This is a genomic window from Olsenella sp. HMSC062G07 (assembly GCF_001811895.1).
GTDB lineage: Bacteria > Actinomycetota > Coriobacteriia > Coriobacteriales > Atopobiaceae > Olsenella_F > Olsenella_F massiliensis.
On sequence record NZ_KV806951.1, the window covers coordinates 228,081 to 246,804 of the forward strand.

Genomic DNA, 18,724 nt, shown 5'->3' on the forward strand with positions numbered 1-18,724 from the left:
CATTATACTGGTGACGAACGAGACGGCGCAAGGCGACAAGCGAGGCGACGCAAGCGGGCCGGCGGCACGCGCGCGACCGGGCAGTGTGCCACACGAAGCGCGAAACGGGCGCCACGCGAAACGCAAAACGGACGTCGCGCGCACCGCGCCGTCACGACATGCAGGATCACCGCATACGCAGGCCACCATCACGCACGCGGCGCCGCCGCGGGCTGAGAGCAAAGGAGACACGCATGACACAACCCGTTCTTGGGACCCCCTGGCACAAGCTCAACGAGCCGGTCGACGCGGACGAGCTCAGTTGGGTCAATCGCTATTGGCGCGCCGCCAACTACCTGTCCGTGGGTCAGATCTACCTCAGGGACAATCCTCTGATGCGCGGCGACTTCTCCCGCGAGGACGTCAAGCACCGCCTCGTGGGCCACTGGGGCACCACCCCCGGCGTCAACTTCCTCTTTGGTCATGTCAATCGTCTGATCCATGACCACGGCCAGAACACGGTCTTCCTCATGGGTCCCGGCCACGGCGGGCCTGCCGGCACCGCCCAGAGCCTGCTCGACGGCACCTATGCCGAGACCTACCCCCTCATCACCGACGACGAGGCCGGCCTTCAGAAGTTCTTCCGGCGTTTCTCGTACCCCGGCGGGATTCCCAGCCATTACGCGCCCGAGACCCCCGGCTCCATCCATGAGGGCGGGGAGCTGGGATACGTTCTTTCCCACGCCTATGGCGCCGTGCTCGACAACCCCAGCCTCCTGGCGGTCGCCGTGGTGGGCGACGGCGAGGCCGAGACCGGCCCTCTGGCCACGTCCTGGCAGACCAACAAGTTCATGGATCCGCTCACGGACGGCATCGTCCTGCCCATCCTGCACCTCAACGGCTACAAGATCGCCAACCCCACGATCCTTGCGCGCATCTCGGACGGCGAGCGCGACGAGTTCTTCCGCGGCATGGGCTACCATCCCTACAACTTCGTGGCGGGCTTTGACGAGGAGGACTTCCCCTCCATCCACGCTCGCTTCGCGGCGCTCCTCGAGGCCGTGTTCGACGAGATCTGCGCCATCAAGCGCCGCGCCGCCGCCGGCGACGCGAGCCGCCCGTTCTACCCGATGATCATCTTCCGCACGCCCAAGGGCTGGACCTGCCCCAAGGAGATCGACGGCAAGAAGACCGAGGGCAGCTGGCGCGCCCATCAGGTGCCCCTTGCCTCCGCGCGCGACACCCAGGCGCACTTTGAGATCCTGCGGGGCTGGATGGAGAGCTATCGCCCCGACGAGCTCTTTGACGAGGCGGGCGCCATCCGTCCCGAGGTCCGTGCCTACATGCCTGCGGGCGAGCTGCGCCTGGGCGCCAACCCCAACGCCAACGGCGGCGTCATCCGTGGCGAGCTCAAGCTTCCGGACGTCCGCGCGTACGAGGTGCCCGTGGCCGAGAAGGGCCATGGCTTTGGTGCCACGGAGGCGACCAAGGTCCTAGGCGAGTACACGGCCGAGCTCATCAACGCCAACCGTGACAGCTTCCGCATCTTTGGTCCCGACGAGACGGCGTCCAACCGCCTCCAACCCAGCTACCAGGTCACGGACAAGCAGTGGTTTGGCGGCGGCGTGTACGACGACCCCGCCAACGACGAGCACATCTCGCCCGTGGGCAATGTCATCGAGCAGCTCTCCGAGCACCAGTGCGAGGGCCTGCTCGAGGGCTACCTCCTCACCGGGCGCCACGGCCTCTGGTCGAGCTACGAGAGCTTCGTCCACATCGTGGACTCCATGGTCAACCAGCACTGCAAGTGGCTCGAGGCAACGGTGCGCCACATTCCCTGGCGCAAGCCCATCTCGGGTCTCAACATGGTGCTCTCCAGTCATGTGTGGCGCCAGGACCACAACGGCTTCTCGCACCAGGACCCCGGCTTCGTGGACATCCTGCTCAACAAGAGCTTTAACAACGACCACGTGGTCAACGTCTACTACCCGGCCGACGCCAACCTCCTCCTTGCCGTGGGCGAGCGCGCCTACCAGTCAACCAACTGCGTCAACGCCATCTTTGCGGGCAAGCAGCCCGCGCCCACGTGGCTGTCGCTCGACGACGCGCGCGCCGAGCTCGCGGCGGGCGCGGCGGAGTGGTCCTGGGCGTCCAACACCGCAGACGGCGAGGAGCCCGACATCGTTCTGGCCTGCTGCGGCGACGTGCCCACCCAGGAGACCATGGCCGCGCTCGACCTCCTGGACGGCCTGGGCGTCAAGGCCCGCCTGGTGAACGTCGTGGACCTGCTCAAGATCCAGAACGTGTCCGAGAACGACGAGGCCCTGTCGGACGAGGCCTTCACGAGGCTCTTCACGGCCGACAGGCCCGTCCTGTTTGCCTTCCACGCCTATCCCGGCACGGTGCGCCGCCTCATCTGGGAGCGCCCCAACCACGACAACTTCCACGTCCACGGCTACCAGGAGCAGGGCTCCACGACGACGCCGTTTGACATGCTGCGCCTGAACGACATGGACCGCTGGGCGCTGGCCGCCGACGCCCTGCGCGTCCTCGACGCCGAGCGCTGGGCCGACCAGATCGCCGCCTGGGAGCGGTTCCGCCAGGAGGCCTTCCAGTTTGCGGTTGACAAGGGCTATGACCACCCCGACTTCACCGACTGGAAGTGGCGTGACGCGAGCGACGCCGGTCAGGTGACGAGCGCCACCAAGGCCACGGGCGGCGACAACGAGTAGTGACGGACAGAGGTCCCTGCGAGGGGCCTAGGGCCGGCAGGCAACCTGACCAGAGGGCAGCCTGAACAGAGGAGGGGTCGCCGGGGCTGACGTCCCCGGCGACCCCTTGCGTCATGCCCGCACGGCCCCGTCCTGTGGACCCTGAAGGCGTCTCTCCAGCCCTCTGCTCGCGGCCACGAGCGCCATCACGATCACGTAATACGCGAGCGCCACCACCACAAAGGGCTCAAACGCACGGTAGGTGAGCGCCTGCACGCTCTGGGCCGCGCGCATCATGTCCATGAGGCCGATCGTGGCAACGAGCGAGGAGCCCTTGAGCACGGTGATGACCTCGTTCACGAGGGCCGGGGCGACGGAGCGTAGCGCCTGGGGGATGATGATCCGTATCATCATGGGCACGTAGCCCATGCCCAGGGCCCGTGCGGCGTCGTACTGACCGGCGTCCACGCCCTCGATGCCGCCGCGCACGGTCTCGGACACGGTTGCCGAGCCGTTGAGCCCCAGCGTGAGGACGGACGCCTCGACCATGCCTATCTTGCATCCCGTGAGCTGCGGCGTGGCAAAGTAGGCAATGAAGAGCAGCACGATGAGGGGGACGCCCCTGAAGACGGAGGTGTAGAGGTCCAGCGCCAGGCGCAAGGGGCGACACGGCAGGACCTTGAGCACCGCGATGCAAAATCCCAGGAAAAAGGCGAGCGCGAGCGAGAGGCCCGTCACCTCAAGGGTCACGAGCAGCCCGCGTGCGAACAGGGGCTCATAGGGCTGTAGGATCGTCAGGTCCATGCCTGTCGTCGCGAGCCCGCGCGGCTAGTTGGAGCTGCCGGACCCGCCGACGGTCGATGTCCCCATCTCGTCCGGCGCCGCGTCGCCCCAGGTGAAGTCGGCGCCCACGTAGGTTTCGATGAGCCTGTCGATCGTGCCGTCGGCGATCATGTCGCCTATGCAGCCGTCAAACGCCTCGACGAACGAGGCGCCCTTGAGGGCCATGACGCGATAGACGCCCACGTAGTCCTTGGTCTCGGCGCGGTCCAGGAGCCCGAGCGACAGGCCCGGGTTGGCCTTGACCATCGCCTGGCCCTCGGCACCGTCGCACACGTAGGCGTCGATGCGGCCCGACAGCACCTCCTGCAGGCACTGGTCACCCCCGTCATAGGTGTGCACGTCGGCGTCGGGCATGACGGAGGTCACGAACTTGTTCTGCACGGTTCCCGTGGTGCAGGCGATGCTCTTGCCCTTGAGGGCGCCAATGCTCGTGACGGCGTCGCCGTTGGCAAGGACGCCCACCCGCGGCTGGTAATATCCGCGCGTGAAGTCATAGGTCTTCGTGCGCTCCTCGTTGGCGGACATGGCCATGGTGAAGGAGCTGTCGCTGGACTGCACGGAGGCGAGGGTCGCCGCAAAGTCCTGCGCCTCGAAGTCATAGCTGAAGCCCAGGCGCTTGGACATCTCGTCGGCCACGGCGATGTCGAGCCCCTCGACCTTCTGGGTGCCGTCCTGCTGCAGCTTGAGGTAACGATAGGGCGCAAAGGCGTCATCGCCCACAAAGGTCAGATGTCGGCCCGAGACGTCCGAGGACGTCGCCGCACCGCCCTGCGGCTCCGCGCCGGAGCCTTGCGCGCCGCCGCACCCGGCAAGCGTAAGGGGCGCAAGGCTCGTTCCCGCCACGACGAGGCCAAGGAAGGACCGACGACTCATGGGCCGGCGCCCCCCGTCGCACGTGTTCTGCGTCTCGCATCCGCTTACGCCATTGCTCCAGGTCATACCAATCTCCTTGCCAAGCTGTGCAGCCATTGATGACAACCCTAGTCTACACATATATGCGGCCCTGGAGAAACGTGTGCGGCATGCATGTCCAGCCTCTTGAAAGGACGTCGATTCTTCCGCACGCAAAAAATAATAGTTAGCCATGCTTTACAATTTGCGCCCAATAAAGTAAACCTAGACTAATAAATGTTCGGGCGGCGCACAATGGCCGTCGGTCCCGTCATGGGCGCGTCGTGTCTTGGTGGCAGGTGATGCAGATGACAGGTGAGGTCAGCAAAGGGCGGGCGTCGCGCGACGTCCCCGCAGGGCCCTCGGCGGGCTATCTGTGCGTGCGTGGGCTCTCCAAGGGCTACGGGCAGGGAGACGCCCATGCGCAGGTGCTCGACGGCATTGCCGTGGACGTCTTGCGCGGGGAGGTCTGCGTGCTCTTTGGTCCCTCCGGGTCGGGCAAGTCAACCTTTCTCAACCTGCTGGGGGGCCTGGAGCGCGCCGACGCGGGGAGCATCGACGTCGCGGGGCAAGACATCTGTCGGCTGTCCAGTCGCGAGCTCCTTGAGTATCGTCGTCGCGAGCTGGGCTTTGTCTTTCAGTTCTACAACTTGGTCCCCGACCTCACGATGCGCGAGAACATAGAGGTCAACGCGCACATAGCGGACGACCCCCTGGACATTGACGAGCTACTGCGCAAACTGGGGCTCTGGGAGCACCGCGGCAAGTTTCCCAACCAGGTCTCGGGAGGGCAGCAGCAGCGCTGCGCCATCGGACGGGCCCTGGTGAAGAAGCCGGGGCTCCTGCTGTGCGACGAGCCCACCGGGGCCCTTGACTACAAGACGTCCAAGGAGATCCTCGAGCTCATGGAGAGGGTCAACCAGGACTACGGCACCACCATGGTCATCGTCACGCACAACGAGGCCATACGTCTCATGTCCCATCACATCCTGCACCTGCGTGACGGCAGGATCGCCAGCGACCGGCGCAACGACCGGCTCGTGCCTGCCGCCGACCTTGAATGGTAGTCGGACCATGGCCTCCGTATCCCCCCTCGCCAAGCGCCTGCCCCGCGAGCTCGCGCACAACCCCGGCAAGTATGCGGCGCTCTTTTTGCTCATCTCGCTCACCATTGCCGTCATCTCGGGGTATCTGGTGGCGGCCCGCTCCATCGAGCGCGTCCTCGCCAACGACAAGGCGAGCTGCCGGCTCGAGGACTACTCCCTTTGCACGCAGTTCGAGGCGTCTGACGAGGCCCTGGCCGCCGCCGAGGACGTGGGCCCAGGCAGCCGGATCTACCGGAGCTTCTATTCGGACGTCGCGCTGAGCGCCACCGGAAGGGACGCCGCCGCGCGCCAGGAGGGCGCCACGAAGGACGTCTCGGCCACCGTGCGCCTGTTCAAGAATCGTGACGAGATTGACACGGCCAGCTACGTCGATGGCTCGGCGCCCGTCGCGGACGACCAGATAGCCCTCTCGCGCACCTTCTGCGACAACAACGGTTTGCGCGTGGGCGACACGGTCCGCGTCTCCGGCCGCGAGCTCACCATCTGCGGCCTCGTCGCGCTTCCTGACTACCAGGCGCTCATGGTCAAGAACACCGACCTGATCTTTGATGGCCTGACCTTCACGGTCGCGCAGGTGACGCCTCAGGCGTTCGATCGGCTCAAGGGGTCGATCACCTATCACTACGCCGGCATCTTTGACGAGCGGGACCTCTCGCTCAAGGAGCGTGACGACCATGAGCGGGACGTGGCCAAGGCCCTGTCCGACCACGGTGCGCGCGTGACGGAACTTCATGACCGCACGGACAACGCCGGGCTCACCTATGCCGACGACGACCTCGTGGGCGACCAGACCATGTACGCGACGGCGGGCGTCATCCTGCTGGTGGTGGCGAGCTTTGCCTTCGCGGTGCTCACCGACGCCACCATCGAGGGGGAGGCACCCGTCATCGGGACGCTTCTGGCCTCGGGCTATCGCAAGGGCGAGCTCGTTCGCCACTATCTTGCGCTGCCGATGGCCGTGGGCGTCATGGCCGCCGCGGCCGGCAACCTGTTGGGCTATGGCGTTCTGGCGAGGCCGTATGCCACGCTGTACTACACCTCGTACGATCTGCCGCCGTATCAGACGTTCTTCTTTCCCGAGCTGCTTGCGACGACGACGGTCTTGCCGCTGACCATTCTCCTCGTCATCACGTTCGCGGGGGTCATGCGCAAGCTTGGCGCCACGCCTCTGGCCTTTCTGCGCGGCGAGGTGGGTCACAACTCGCGTCGCGGCGGCCTGCCGCTGCCCAGGGCCTGGGGCTTTGTCAGCCGTTTTCGCGCCCGCGTCCTTCTGCGCAACCTCTCGCACTTTGTGGTGCTCTTTGGGGGCATCCTGTTCTCGAGCTTCGTGCTCGTCTTTGGGAACATGATGCTTCCCACGATCAGGTACTCGGGCGAGCAGGCGGCCAGGGCGATTCCCGCAGGTCACCTCTACCTGCTCAAGGCGCCGCTCGAGATAGACGTGAGCCAGGAGCAGCAGGACGGCGCCGCTGCGCTCAAAGAGCTGCAGGACCTTCAAGATCCGGCCCGCGAGCTGTCCCGCGAGCGCTACCTTGACCTCATGCGCCGCGCCTCCCTCATCGCAGACGACCCGCGCGTGCGGGCGGGCCATCCCCTCAACAGCAGGCATAACGCGCCAAAGGACGTCAGCGAGGCTGAGAAGTTCTCGGTGATGACGCTGCGCGTCCCGCGCGCGGGGTCATCCGGCGAGGAGGAGGTGAGCGTCTACGGCATTCGCGTCAACTCCTCCTACTGGAAGTTTGACGTGTCCGGCGGAAAGATCGTCATGGGGCGGGGCCTGGCGTCCAAGTGCGACGTTCGACCTGGCTCGCAGTACACCTTCAGGGACCCCTACGCCGACAGGACCTACACGCTCGCACCCGACGTGATCGCGGGAAGCGACACGGACATGAACGTGTACATGAGCCAGTCAACCTGGGCGGAGGCGTTTGAGCGGGACAAAGACGAGTTCAACGGCTACGCCTCCGACGAGAGCCTGTCGCTTGACGAGCGCTATGTGGCGGGCGAGCTGACGCCCGCGCAGGCGCGCAAGGTGGGCGATCAGATCGTCACCTCGATGGGAAACATCGGGCGCATGCTCACCGGTCTGGCCGTCGTCGTGTCCCTGCTGCTCATCTATCTGCTCACCAAGACGGTCATCGACCGCTCCGCCCGCCACATCAGCTACATGAAGGTCTTTGGCTATCACGAGTCCGAGATTCGCAGGCTCTACCTGCGCTCCATCACGATCGCGGTCGTGACGTCCCTCGTCCTGACGATGCCCCTCGCGCTCTGGCTGGCCGAGCGTCTCATGCGCCGCGCCTTGGCGGACTATCCCGGGTACCTGCCCTTTGTGGTGCCGCCGCCCGTCCTCGCCCTCACGCTGGGGATGGAGCTCGTCGCGTACGCATTGGTGGTGCTCCTGCATGTGCTGCACATACGAAGGGTCCCTCTCTCGGAGGCGCTCAAGGTGCAGGAGTGAGACGGCCATCCGCGCGACGGCCATCCGCGCGGCAGCTCGCCCCCTGGCGCGGCATGTTCTATACTTTGACCAGAACATGCGTACGTATAGGGAGAGGACCCTCTCGTGCCACGGGCCGACGAGTTGATCCAACAGCTTATGGCCAACCTCAGGCCGGCGCAGGCGGAGGTGCTCAGGGGTCCGACCTATCAGGACGAGCCCATCCTCCGCACCGGCAGGCAGCTGCTGAAGGCCTCCCGCGAGCGGGCGTCTTGGGACGCGACGCAGGATGCGGGAGGGACTCGCGCGCCCCGGACGCGCGGAGGGGGCGCCGCCGACGCCTGCGCCGCTGCGCCGTTTGGCCAAAGGCCTCGTCCGTCGTGGCTGGCGACTCCGTTTGCGCAGGCGTCCCCGCCCCCGTCGGTCGAGCTGCCTGATGACCTGCGCAGGATGCGCGCACTTGCCCGCGAGCGGGGGCAGGACGGGCGCTGCCACGGGGGCGCCGCGCTCTTCTACCGGCAGGCCGCCCTCATGGCGGCCTATGAGGACGACCTGCCCTTTCATGGCAGTTTCGTGAGCTACTATCCCACGTACGAGGACCTGCCGGACGCGGTGCTGCGCGGCTACTTCACCTGGAGGGCGCTCTTTCGCACAGGCGAGCTTCCCCGGGCGCCCCTCACCTTCGTGTTCATCCATGCCTACGAGCTCATCTGTGGCGTGGGGGCGGCCCCGGGCGCAGCGACGCTGCACGAGCTCGGACGGCTGTTCGAAGGCTATGGTCAGGCGACAGAGGGCGCGGCGCTCGTGCGGTATCTGCCGCGTTGGATGCGAGACTACGCGGTCTATCACGAGCTGTCCGCCGCGGACGTGCGCGCCGCCCTGACCCCGGAGGCGTTGGGGAGCGTGACGGGAGAGGGGCGAGGCCTCCTTTCATCCGTGAGCGTCCTGGCGCGCGCCCAGTCGGCGCTGCTCGCGCAGGAGCGCGGCGGGCGACCCGTGGGCTGGGACGACGTCGCGCGTGCCCAGGGCGCCGTCGCGTCCGACCGGGCGCTGCTCTCGCGGAATGACCTGGTACGGGCGCTGGACGCCGCGTCCACCTACCACATCCTCAGGTCCAGGGCCATGCGGCTCCATGGCGACGTCCTGGCGGACGTCCTGCCCGCCGTGTTCGCCCGCCTGGTGGACCACTGTCGCGTGAGGCGCAGGACCAACCTCGTCGAGGGGCTGTTCGGCGCGCCCGTCACGCATCCGTACCTCATGTTCTCAGCGGCCGTGTTCTGGGAGGCCGCGCGTCATCCCGACGCGCGCGTGAGCCTGCCGTCGGGGGAGGTCTTCGCGTGCCAAGACGGGCGCTGGACGCTGCGACGGCCCTGCGAGGCGCACGCCCCCAGCCGCAGGCTGGGGGCGGTCCTGCATGCCGTCGACGTGGCCCTGCGCGAGAGGACGGGCGACCTTCCCGCCCCGAAGCCCAGGGCGACGCCCAAGTTCGTGCAGAGGATCATCGAGGACGAGATGGACGCCTGCCTCTCTCGTCGCGCCGCTGCCCGTGCGGCTCGGGTGACGATCGACCGCGGGGCGCTCGGTCGGATTCGCGCCTCGGCGGGGCGGACGAGAGAGGCGCTGCTGACTGACGAGGAGCGGGAGGAAGGCCCCTCACGGCCGGTCGCCGCGACCGCTTTCGCCCCGTCCGCTCTCGGCGACGAGCCGAGAGCGGCTGTCGCCAGCGAGGCCGCCTCCGGCCCGGCTGCCCTCGGTACCGCGTCGAGGCCGGCCGCCCCCGAAGGCGGCGCCGTGGCCCTCTCGCCCACGCAGCGCCGGATCGTGGGCGCGCTGCTTCGGCAGCCGCCCGACGATGACGCCCTTTGCGAGCTGGCGCGGGAGGGCGTCGTGATGTCGCTCGAACTTGATACGATAAACGAGGCGTTTCTGGACGTCGTGGGCGACACCGTCGTCGCCTTTGAGGACGACACGCCCAGGCTCGTGGAAGACTACGTCGTTGAGGTGAGGGAGCTGCTGTCATGAGGGGCGACAAGGATGTCACGCTCGGCGCCGGGGGCGCGACGACCAGGGGCGGGGGGCCAGGGGCGACGTGCGCGACGCCGGGAGCCGCACACCCCCGCGTGCCCCGCCGCATAGCCACGGTGATCGTCAACTCCCTCAAGGGGGGCGTCGTGCCGCGCATCGGCCTGCCCTACATTACCGTGGGGCGGGAGCCCGAGATCAACGCCCTGCTCAGGGACCTTGCCATCGTGGCGGACGGCGGGGCCTCGTTTCGCTTCGTGGTGGGGCGCTACGGCAGCGGCAAGAGCTTCTTGCTCCAGACCATTCGCAACCATGCCATGGGCAAAAACTTCGTCGTGGCAGACGCGGACCTCTCGCCCGAGCGCCGCCTTCAGGGCGGTAGGGGTCAGGGGCTGGCCACCTACCGCGAGCTCATCGGCAACCTGTCCACCAGGACGCGGCCCGAGGGCGGCGCGCTGACGCTCATCCTCGACCGCTGGATCTCGGGCGTGCAGTCTGAGGTGGCGGCCGCGGGCACGCTGCCCGACGACCCTCGCTTTGTCGACGAGGTGCGCAGGCGCATCTTCGTGGTGGTGGACCAGCTGCACGAGATGGTGCACGGCTTTGACTTCGCGAAGGTACTCGCGGCGTACTTTGACGCCCAGCTCGCGGGGGACGACGACACCAAGGCCAACGTGGTCCGCTGGTTTCGCGGCGAGTACCGCACCAAGGCCGAGGCCCGCGCCGACCTGGGCGTCAGCGTGACCATCGGCGACGACGACTGGTATGACTACATAAAGCTCCTTGCGTGCTTCCTGCGCAAAGCGGGGTACGAGGGCCTGGTGGTGCTCGTTGACGAGCTGGTCAACCTGTACAAGATTCCCAACGCCATCAGCCGCCAGTACAACTACGAGAAGATCCTGACCATGTACAACGACACGCTGCAGGGGCGGGCGTCGCACCTGGGCGTCATCATGAGCGGCACGCCCCAGTGCGTGGAGGACCGCCGGCGCGGCCTCTACTCGTACGAGGCGCTGCGCAGCCGCCTGACTCAGGGCCGCCTTGGCCGGGAGGGCAGGGTGGACCTCATGGCGCCGGTCATACGGCTGACGCCGCTCGCGCCCGAGGAGCTGCTGGTGCTGGTGGAGAAGCTCGCGGACATTCATGCGGGGCTCTTTGGCTACGAACGGCGCCTGGGCGAGGACGACCTGGCTCGGTTCCTCGAGGTGGAGCTCTCGCGCGTGGGGGCCGAGACGCTTGTGACGCCGCGCGAGGTCATTCGCGACTTCATCGAGATGCTCGACATCATGTGCCAGGATGCCGACGCGACCGTGGAGGGGCTTTTGGGGTCGGGGGCCCTCAGAACGCTGGCGAACCCGGACGAGAGGGACGTCGCCGGGCCGGGTGCCGCCGCAGGTTACGCCGAGTTTACCATCTAGCGGGGATCATCGCCGCCCATCTTGACCAGAAAGGCCCGTGCCATGCCGGACGTTCGCATCTTTGACCGTCTCGCGCCGTTCGTCCGCGAGTTCGTGTACGAGCACGACTGGGAGTCGCTGCGCGCGATCCAGGTGGCCGCCGCCGACGCCATCCTCAACACCGACGCCAACGTGCTGCTCACCTCCGCGACGGCCTCCGGCAAGACCGAGGCGGCCTTCTTTCCCATCCTGACCCAGCTCTGGGAGAGACCGTCCCCCACGGTGGGCTGCCTGTACGTGGGGCCGCTCAAGGCCCTGATAAACGACCAGTTCTATCGTCTTGTGGACCTCTGCGAGCAGGGCGGCGTCCCCGTGTGGCATTGGCACGGCGACGTCTCGTCCTCGCACAAGGCCAAGCTCATGAAGCACCCCTCGGGCATCCTGCAGATCACGCCCGAGTCCCTGGAGGCCCTGCTGCTCCGTCGTCACGCCGCCATCCCCAGCCTCTTTGGCGACCTGCGCTTTGTGGTGATAGACGAGGTCCACTCCCTGCTGAGGGGCGACCGCGGCGCGCAGACGCTCTGCCTGCTGGAGCGCCTCTCGCGCCTTGCGCGGGTGAGCCCGCGTCGCGTCGGGCTTTCGGCCACCATCGGCGACGCCGAGGCGACGGCGCGAATCCTGGGGGCGGGTACGGGGCGGCCCACCGTGGTGCCCCAGGTGCGCGAGGCGGGCCAGACCTGGCGCCTTTCCATGGAGCACTTCTACACCTCGGGCCCGCAGGCCGCCAGTCAGGCGCCCATCTTGCGGGAGCCGGCACCTCCTGCGCCCGACGTCGACGGCCCCCCTGCGCCCGCACTGGCGGACCCTGGCCTCGCCTACGTCTTTGAGCACACGCGCGGCAGAAAGTGCCTTGTCTTTGCCAACTCGCGCGAGGAGTGCGAGGCCGTCACGTCCACCCTGCGCTCATACTGCGAGGCAAACGGCGAGCCCGACCGCTTTCTGATCCATCACGGCAACCTCTCCTCTAGCCTTCGCCAGTCTGCCGAGGAGCTCATGCGAGCGGACGACCTGAGCCTCACCACCTGCACGACCTCCACGCTCGAGCTGGGCATTGACATCGGGCGGCTGGAGCGGGCCTTCCAGATGGACGCCCCGTTCACGGTCTCGGCCTTTCTGCAACGCATGGGGCGCACGGGGCGGCGCGGCCAGCCGCCCGAGATGTGGTTTGTCATGCGCGAGGACCAAAACGAGCCGCGCAGCCTCCTGCCCGAGCGCCTGCCATGGAAGCTGCTCCAGGGCATCGCCCTCGTCCAGCTGTATCTGGAAGAGCGCTGGGTGGAGCCTCCCCGCGAGCGGCGACGCTTCTACAGCCTCCTCTATCACCAGACCATGGCGACGCTGGCGGCAGACGGCGAGCAGACTCCCGCCAGCCTGGCGGCACGGGTCCTCTCGCTGTCGCCGTTTGCCAAGGTCAGCCTTGACGACTATCGCGTCCTGCTGCGCCATCTCGTCTCCACCGACCAGATAGAGCGCACCGAGACCGGCGGGCTCATCGTGGGGCTGGCCGGGGAGCGCGTTGTCAACGACTTTCGCTTCTACGGCGTCTTCGTCGAGAGCGAGGAGTACGCCGTGCGCTCGGAGTCCCAGGAGTTGGGCACCGTCGTGCAGCCGCCGCCGGCAGGCGAGAAGCTCGCCCTTGCCGGCAGGGTCTGGATCGTGGAGGAGATCGACCACAAAAAGCGCCTGGTGTACGTGACGGAGGTCAAGGGTAAGGTCCCCGCCTACTTTGGCGAATGCCCCGGCGACATTCACACGCACGTCCTCGAACGCATGAGGGAGGTGCTCAGGGAGCCGCGCGACTATGCCTACCTGCGCGACAACGCGCGCTCACGCCTGGGCGCCGCCCGCCTTGAGGCACGCGAGGGCGGCGTCGCGGAGCACCCCCTCGTCAACCTGGGCGGCGACACCTGGGCCCTCTTCCCCTGGCTGGGAACCTACGCGTTTCTGGCGCTGGAGCGCGTGCTCAAGCTCAGGATGCCGACCAGCCTGGGCATCAAGGGCGTGGACGCCTGCCGTCCCTACTACCTGCAGTTTAGGATAGCCGCAGGAAAGGATGAACTCGTGGGGGCCCTGCAGGAGGCCTTCTCGGCCACTATCGACCCTGCGTGTTTGCTCTTTCCCGGTGAGCTTCCCGTCTTTGACAAGTATGACGAGCATCTTCCCCCAAAGTTGGTGCGCAAGGGGTTTGCCGAGGGCGTCTTGGACGTAAACGGGGCTCGGGAGCGCGTCCTGGGGTGGTAGCGGGCCCGGACGGACCCGTGCGGCGAAAGCGCGAGGCGGCCAGGCGAAGCCGTTCTCGCGGACGTCAAAGAACGTTAAGACGAGACGTGCCCGCCCCCTGCGCCTCCTTGGAGTCGATCGGCGCGTGCGTGCCGTCTTGGCGGGCGCCCCTTGTTGTGGAGGACTCATGGATAAACGCAGGGGATGGCGTCTGCAAGGCGTTGGGGCTTGCAAAAAGTAAGTCATGGTTTACATTTGTCTTGTAAGTAAATGGTAGTTAACTTTTACGACCTCGTTTTCCCCTACCTGGTGCGGCGGACCCTCTCCCCGCTGCGCACGGGTCCCAAAGCGCCGCCAGCATCCCCCTCTCCCGTGCTGGCGGCGCATCTTGTCCCCACGGCTCCCGCCAAACGGGAGCGTCACGTCGAGGAGGTCACATGAGCGGGCGCGAGGCCATGACCGTGTGTTGCACGCCGATGCCGCTCGCCGGGTGCAGCGCCTCTCAGAGCGCGCTCTGCCACGCCTTTGCCCGCACCTTCGTCCGGTCGGCCGCAGGCGTCATAGGCGGGCAGAAGCCTGCGGCGCTGTTCTCCCTGAGAAGCGCGTCGGCGGCCTCGCCCTCCCGCGAGCTCGCCGAGGTCATCGACGTCTACGCGCGCGAGCTTGCGCGCTACGGGCTGGTCCTCCTCGCGCTGGAGCGAGTCAGGGACCGGGTCATGTTCCTGGCCTACAGCGAGCGTGCCGTGGCCCAGCTGCTCACGCGGCCCGAGAACCGCAGGCTGCTTGCGGCGTACCGTCACCCCACGCAGAGCCCCGCAGGCCTCATGGGGTCGCTGGCCAGGCGGCTCGCCGCCTACTACCGGCGCGAGCGCACGGACTTTCCTCATGAGCTGGGCCTGGTCCTGGGCTATCCGCTGGAAGACGTCATGGGCTATCTGCATGGCGGTCAAGAGACCTGCCGCGGCCCCTGGCGCGCCTACGGTGACGAGGCCGCCGCCCGTCGGCTCTTTGAGCGCCTGGAGCGCTGCGAGGCGCAGCTCAAGCGCCGCTACGCCGCAGGCGCCTCATTGGCAACGCTGCTTGCCTCTCGCAAGCATGTACCTGGCAGCACGTCGTTCTGAGGAGGAAGCATGAGCAAGGTGGCAATCGTGTACTGGAGTCAGACGGGCAACACGCAGGCCATGGCCAAGGCCCTCGCCGAGGCCGCGTCCGCCGACGTCTTTGACGTGGCGGATTTCTCGGCCGACATGGTGGGAGCCTACGACGCCCTGGCGTTTGGCTGCCCCGCCATGGGCAGCGAGGAGCTGGACCCCGACTTCGAGGAGGTCTGGGACGCCTGCGTCCCCCGCCTGGGGCAGCGGCCCGTCGCGCTGTTCGGCAGCTATGACTGGGGGTGCGGCGAATGGATGGAAAGCTGGGTCTCGAGCGCGGAGGACGCCGGGGTCAACGTGGTGGGAAGCTGCATCGTGCACCTTGAGCCCGAGGCAGACGACCTGGAAGAGCTTGCCGAGCTGGCCGGGCGCCTCGCGGGGTAGGGGCGTGGGCGGCACGCCGCGAGCCGTCAGATGACGCGAGAGGCCTCCGCCCGGTGGGCGGGGGCCTCCTTGTCGCTGTGGCCTACATGCGCTCGGCAGGGTTACTTCTTGGCCTTGCCCTGGTTGGCCACGGCCTCGATCTTCTTGGCGATGGTCTCGGGGTCGCCGATGTAGTGCTTGTCGATGACGTTCCAGTCCTTGTCGAAGGTGTAGGAGCAGGGGATGCCGGTGGGGATGTTGACCTCAAGGATCTGCTCGGGCGTGAGGTGCTCAAACTGCATCACCAGCGCGCGCAGGCTGTTGCCGTGGGCGGCTATGAGGACGCGCTTACCGGCCTCGAGCTGAGGCTTGATCTCCTGCTCAAAGTACGGCCAGGCGCGCGCGATCGTGTCCTTGAGGCACTCGGTGTAGGGAAGGTCCTCCCGCGGGACGTCGCGGAACATGGCCTGGGTGTGGGGATCGCGCTCGTCGCCGGCGCTCAGCGCGGGCGGCTGGATGTCAAAGGAGCGGCGCCAGATCTTGACCTGCTCGTCGCCGTGCTCGGCGGCGGCGTCGGCCTTGTTGAGTCCCTGGAGGGCGCCGTAGTGGCGCTCGTTCAGACGCCAGGTCTTGTACACGGGCAGCCAGGCGCGGTCCATCTCGTCAAGGACGATGTTGAGGGTGTGGATGGCGCGCTTGAGCAGCGACGTGTAGCACACGTCAAAGTCAAAGCCGCCCTCGCGCAGGGCCTTGCCGCCGGCCGCCGCCTCGGTGCGACCGGTGTCGGTGAGGTCCACGTCCGTCCAGCCGGTGAAGAGGTTCTTGAGGTTCCACTCGCTCTCGCCGTGGCGCACGATCACCAGATGCATACGTCCATCGTTCTCGGCCATGGTGGCTCCTTTCGTCTTGGAACTCGCGTCTTGAGTCCGTCGAGTCTGAGGCTTTCGCCCGGCGGGCGGGCAAGAGCCGCATGCTGCCTCTATTACAACACCTTTTGGCTCCCATGGGCCAGAGAATCAGCGCGTTCCCGGGGGCGGTCCTGACGCGGCGCGCGTCGCGGGGCCGCAGGCCCCCTCGAGCACCAGCGTGGTGATCGAGCGAGCGGGCAGGCTCAGCGGCGCGCAGCGCGAGGGGAGGTCGCGCGTTCCGGCGATGCAGAGCTTGTGGAAGGCGTCGTGCCCCCTGCGGTTGAGAAGCACCACCACGAGGCTACCGTCCTCGTTGACCGCCGCCGTCGCCTCCACGTCGTTTGCGCAGCGCGAGACGAGCGCCACGCGGGCGCCCGGCCTCACGAAGCGCGTCACGTGACTGACCCAGGCGAGCGTGTCCGTCAGCTGCAGCCCGTCCGCGCACGTGCCCCCGAAGCCCCCGCCCGTCATGTCGAAGAACGCCGCCGCCGCGCAGTAGTTGCCCACGTGGTTGGGCCCGCCCCTCTCGTCGAGGAGCATGTTCCAGTCCAGCCAGGCGCCCGCGCCCGCGTTGAGGTCTCCCAGCAGGTCATGGGCATAGTGCTCGGCTGCGGACAGCTCGTCGTCCGCCGAGAGCCCGCGTCCGGAGCCGCGGAAGGCCTCGCAGGCCTCGGTGGCGAGGAGCTCCTTGTGCGGCCAGGTGTCACGCACGTGACGGACGGCCTCAAAATGGTCGCCGGCGTACCAGTGCAGGGCGAGCCCGTCAAGGGCGTCGGGGTTGTCGGCGTCCTCAAAGGCCGTGCGCGCCCGCTCGACGGCTCGCTGCTTGTTGTGGTCCCAGCCCAGGATGCGAACGCGGCCCAGGCCCCGGCACTCCAGCGCGGGTCGGAGCGCCTCCGTCGCAAAGCGAGCCTCCTGGCGGCCGTCCATGAGGCACGACTCCCAGGTCTGCACGGCCTCGGGCTCGTTCTGCACCGTCAGACGGGTCACGGCAATGCCTCGCTCGCCCATATGCTCCACGTAGCGGGCCATCAGGTCTGCCCAGCGCTGATGGAAGGCAGGCCTCAGGCGACCGCCGAACGTTCGCCTGAGCGTGGTCTTCATGTACGCGGGCGGGCTCCAGGGCGTGGCGACGAGCTCAAGCTCGGGCCGTCTGTCCCTGATGCGTCTGAGCACAGGGACGATGCCCGCGTCATCTGCGGAAAAGTCCAGACGCCTGTTGCCCGCGTCAAGCAGGCCGCTGTGGTAGTCATAGGGCGCCGTCGAGAAGTCACAGCTCATGATAGGTGTGCGGCAGAGCGTGTAGCCCGCGCCGTCAGGGCCGAAGCAGGCGTCGAGCAGCCGTTCCTGGGCGTCTTCGGGCATGCCGGCAAAGACGTGCGCGCTCGCCTGGGTGACGGCGACGCCAAAGCCCAGGACCTCCTGGCGCAGGACGTCGGGATACACCTTGATGAGGTTGGTCTCGGTGCCGTCGTCGGGGGCGAGAGCGAGGGCGGACGGGCGCAGGTGGTCGGCATGTTGCGACTGATAGCGGCGCATCGTCGGTGCCGCAGGCGGCTGAGGAAAGAGGCGCATGTGACTCCCAAGGGGCGAGCGTGGGCAGGGGGCACGGGGCGTTGGCCTGAGGCTCATGGTAGCAGCCCCGCCGGCCGACGACGCGCCGAGAGGGTGAGAGGCTCGCGCTACACTGCCACGAGAGGGGCCGCCGCGCCGCGACCCCATCGTCCAGCCTCGGGGGAGCAGCCATGAGCCTTGCACAGCCGCAGCGTCTGACCTGCCTGTTCTTTAGTCCCACGGGCGGTACCAGGGAGCTTGCGCTCTCCGTTGGCAGGGCGCTCGCCGGCGAGCTTGGCCTGGGGGCGCCAATCTCGGACTCGTTCACCACGCCCCGCCAGCGTGAGAGGGACCGTCACTTCTCGGCAGACGACCTGGTGGTGGTTGCGAGCCCCACCTACGCGGGCCGCGTGCCCAACAAGATCCTTCCGGACTGGCGCCGCGCGCTCGACGGGGGCGGGGCACGCGCGCTCGCCCTCGTGACCTTTGGCAACCGCAGCTTTGACAGCTCTCTGGCAGAGCTCGTGAGCGTGCTTGAGGAGGCGGGCTTCTGCGTGGCGGGGGCGGCCGCCATCCCCACGCGCCATGCCTTTGCGGACATCGGCCTTGAGCATCCCACCCGGGCGGACGACGATGCGATCAAGGAGCTCGTGCGGGGGGCCGCCGCCGCCGTGAGGGGCCTGCGGACGCTCGATGCGTCCGCCGTCGGGCTTGGCGCGGTGGGACCCTACTACGTGCCGCTCGGCCTGGACGGTGCGCCGGCAAAGTTCCTCAGGGCTCTGCCCGTCACCGACCTGGGGCGCTGCGACCGCTGCGGCATCTGCGCCGCCGCCTGCCCCATGGGCACGATCCCGGCGCAGGACCCCACCGCGGCGGCGGGCGTCTGCATCAAGTGCCAGGCCTGCGTGCGCCTGTGCCCCCAGAGGGCAAAGTCGTTCACGGACGCGGCGTTCCTCTCGCACAGGGCGTACCTGGAGAGGAACTACCGGCGAACCGCCGAGCCGCTCGTCGTCACGGGATAGCGGCAGGGCGTGAAACGAGGAGGCGCCCTGCCGCGGCCGACGAGGCCAGAAGGGATG

General features: G+C 67.7%; 13 protein-coding genes. 9 read left to right on the plus strand and 4 right to left on the minus strand.

The window, feature by feature from the left end:
* Window positions 1-233 precede the first annotated feature (233 nt).
* A complete protein-coding gene (locus HMPREF2826_RS04230; protein WP_070639483.1) occupies window positions 234-2,711 on the plus strand; it encodes a phosphoketolase in 2,478 nt (825 codons plus the stop codon).
* 111 nt (window positions 2,712-2,822) lie between these two features.
* Here HMPREF2826_RS04230 and HMPREF2826_RS04235 read toward each other — a convergent pair whose 3' ends face one another.
* Window positions 2,823-3,494, minus strand: coding sequence for an amino acid ABC transporter permease (locus tag HMPREF2826_RS04235; protein ID WP_070639485.1), 672 nt, complete (start codon window positions 3,492-3,494; stop codon window positions 2,823-2,825).
* Window positions 3,495-3,518: 24 nt separating this feature from the next.
* Entirely contained in the window at window positions 3,519-4,472 is a 954-nt protein-coding gene (locus HMPREF2826_RS04240; protein WP_070639487.1) for a substrate-binding periplasmic protein, read from the minus strand.
* A 260-nt stretch (window positions 4,473-4,732) separates the two neighbouring features.
* Between HMPREF2826_RS04240 and HMPREF2826_RS04245 the strand changes: the two genes are divergently transcribed.
* The 7 genes from HMPREF2826_RS04245 to HMPREF2826_RS04275 all read left to right on the plus strand — a co-directional run bounded on the left by HMPREF2826_RS04245 (window position 4,733) and on the right by HMPREF2826_RS04275 (window position 15,204).
* Entirely contained in the window at window positions 4,733-5,491 is a 759-nt protein-coding gene (locus HMPREF2826_RS04245) for an ABC transporter ATP-binding protein (RefSeq protein ID WP_083307250.1), read from the plus strand.
* Between the two features lie 7 nt (window positions 5,492-5,498).
* The gene (locus HMPREF2826_RS04250; RefSeq protein WP_070639490.1) at window positions 5,499-7,991 is read left to right on the plus strand and encodes an ABC transporter permease; all 2,493 of its coding nucleotides are present in this window, start codon (window positions 5,499-5,501) and stop codon (window positions 7,989-7,991) included.
* 105 nt (window positions 7,992-8,096) lie between these two features.
* Entirely contained in the window at window positions 8,097-9,992 is a 1,896-nt protein-coding gene (locus HMPREF2826_RS04255; RefSeq protein ID WP_148138332.1) for a TerB N-terminal domain-containing protein, read from the plus strand.
* Window positions 9,989-11,410 carry an ATP-binding protein gene (locus HMPREF2826_RS04260; protein ID WP_083307251.1) on the plus strand — a complete coding sequence of 474 codons (1,422 nt, stop codon included), beginning with the start codon at window positions 9,989-9,991 and terminating at the stop codon, window positions 11,408-11,410. Before HMPREF2826_RS04255 ends, HMPREF2826_RS04260 begins: the two co-directional genes overlap by 4 nt.
* Window positions 11,411-11,452: 42 nt before the next feature.
* Window positions 11,453-13,690, plus strand: a complete 2,238-nt coding sequence (locus HMPREF2826_RS04265; RefSeq protein WP_070639494.1) for a DEAD/DEAH box helicase — start codon at window positions 11,453-11,455, stop codon at window positions 13,688-13,690.
* Window positions 13,691-14,106: 416 nt separating this feature from the next.
* Window positions 14,107-14,790, plus strand: a complete 684-nt coding sequence (locus HMPREF2826_RS04270) for a DUF3793 family protein (RefSeq protein ID WP_070639496.1) — start codon at window positions 14,107-14,109, stop codon at window positions 14,788-14,790.
* A 9-nt stretch (window positions 14,791-14,799) separates the two neighbouring features.
* On the plus strand, window positions 14,800-15,204 hold the full coding sequence (locus tag HMPREF2826_RS04275) for a flavodoxin domain-containing protein (RefSeq protein WP_070639498.1): 405 nt from the start codon (window positions 14,800-14,802) through the stop codon (window positions 15,202-15,204).
* 101 nt (window positions 15,205-15,305) lie between these two features.
* Here HMPREF2826_RS04275 and gpmA read toward each other — a convergent pair whose 3' ends face one another.
* Both gpmA and HMPREF2826_RS04285 read right to left on the minus strand, forming a co-directional pair.
* Window positions 15,306-16,073: a 2,3-diphosphoglycerate-dependent phosphoglycerate mutase gene (gpmA, locus tag HMPREF2826_RS04280; protein WP_070639500.1), complete on the minus strand. Its 768-nt coding sequence runs from the start codon at window positions 16,071-16,073 to the stop codon at window positions 15,306-15,308.
* Between the two features lie 126 nt (window positions 16,074-16,199).
* The gene (locus tag HMPREF2826_RS04285) at window positions 16,200-17,666 is read right to left on the minus strand and encodes a glycoside hydrolase family 30 protein (protein ID WP_070639502.1); all 1,467 of its coding nucleotides are present in this window, start codon (window positions 17,664-17,666) and stop codon (window positions 16,200-16,202) included.
* 170 nt (window positions 17,667-17,836) lie between these two features.
* On the opposite strand from HMPREF2826_RS04285, the gene HMPREF2826_RS04290 reads away from it, so the two are divergent.
* Complete coding sequence (locus HMPREF2826_RS04290) at window positions 17,837-18,667, plus strand: 4Fe-4S binding protein (RefSeq protein ID WP_070639504.1); 831 nt, start codon at window positions 17,837-17,839, stop codon at window positions 18,665-18,667.
* The last annotated feature ends 57 nt before the right edge of the window (window positions 18,668-18,724 follow it).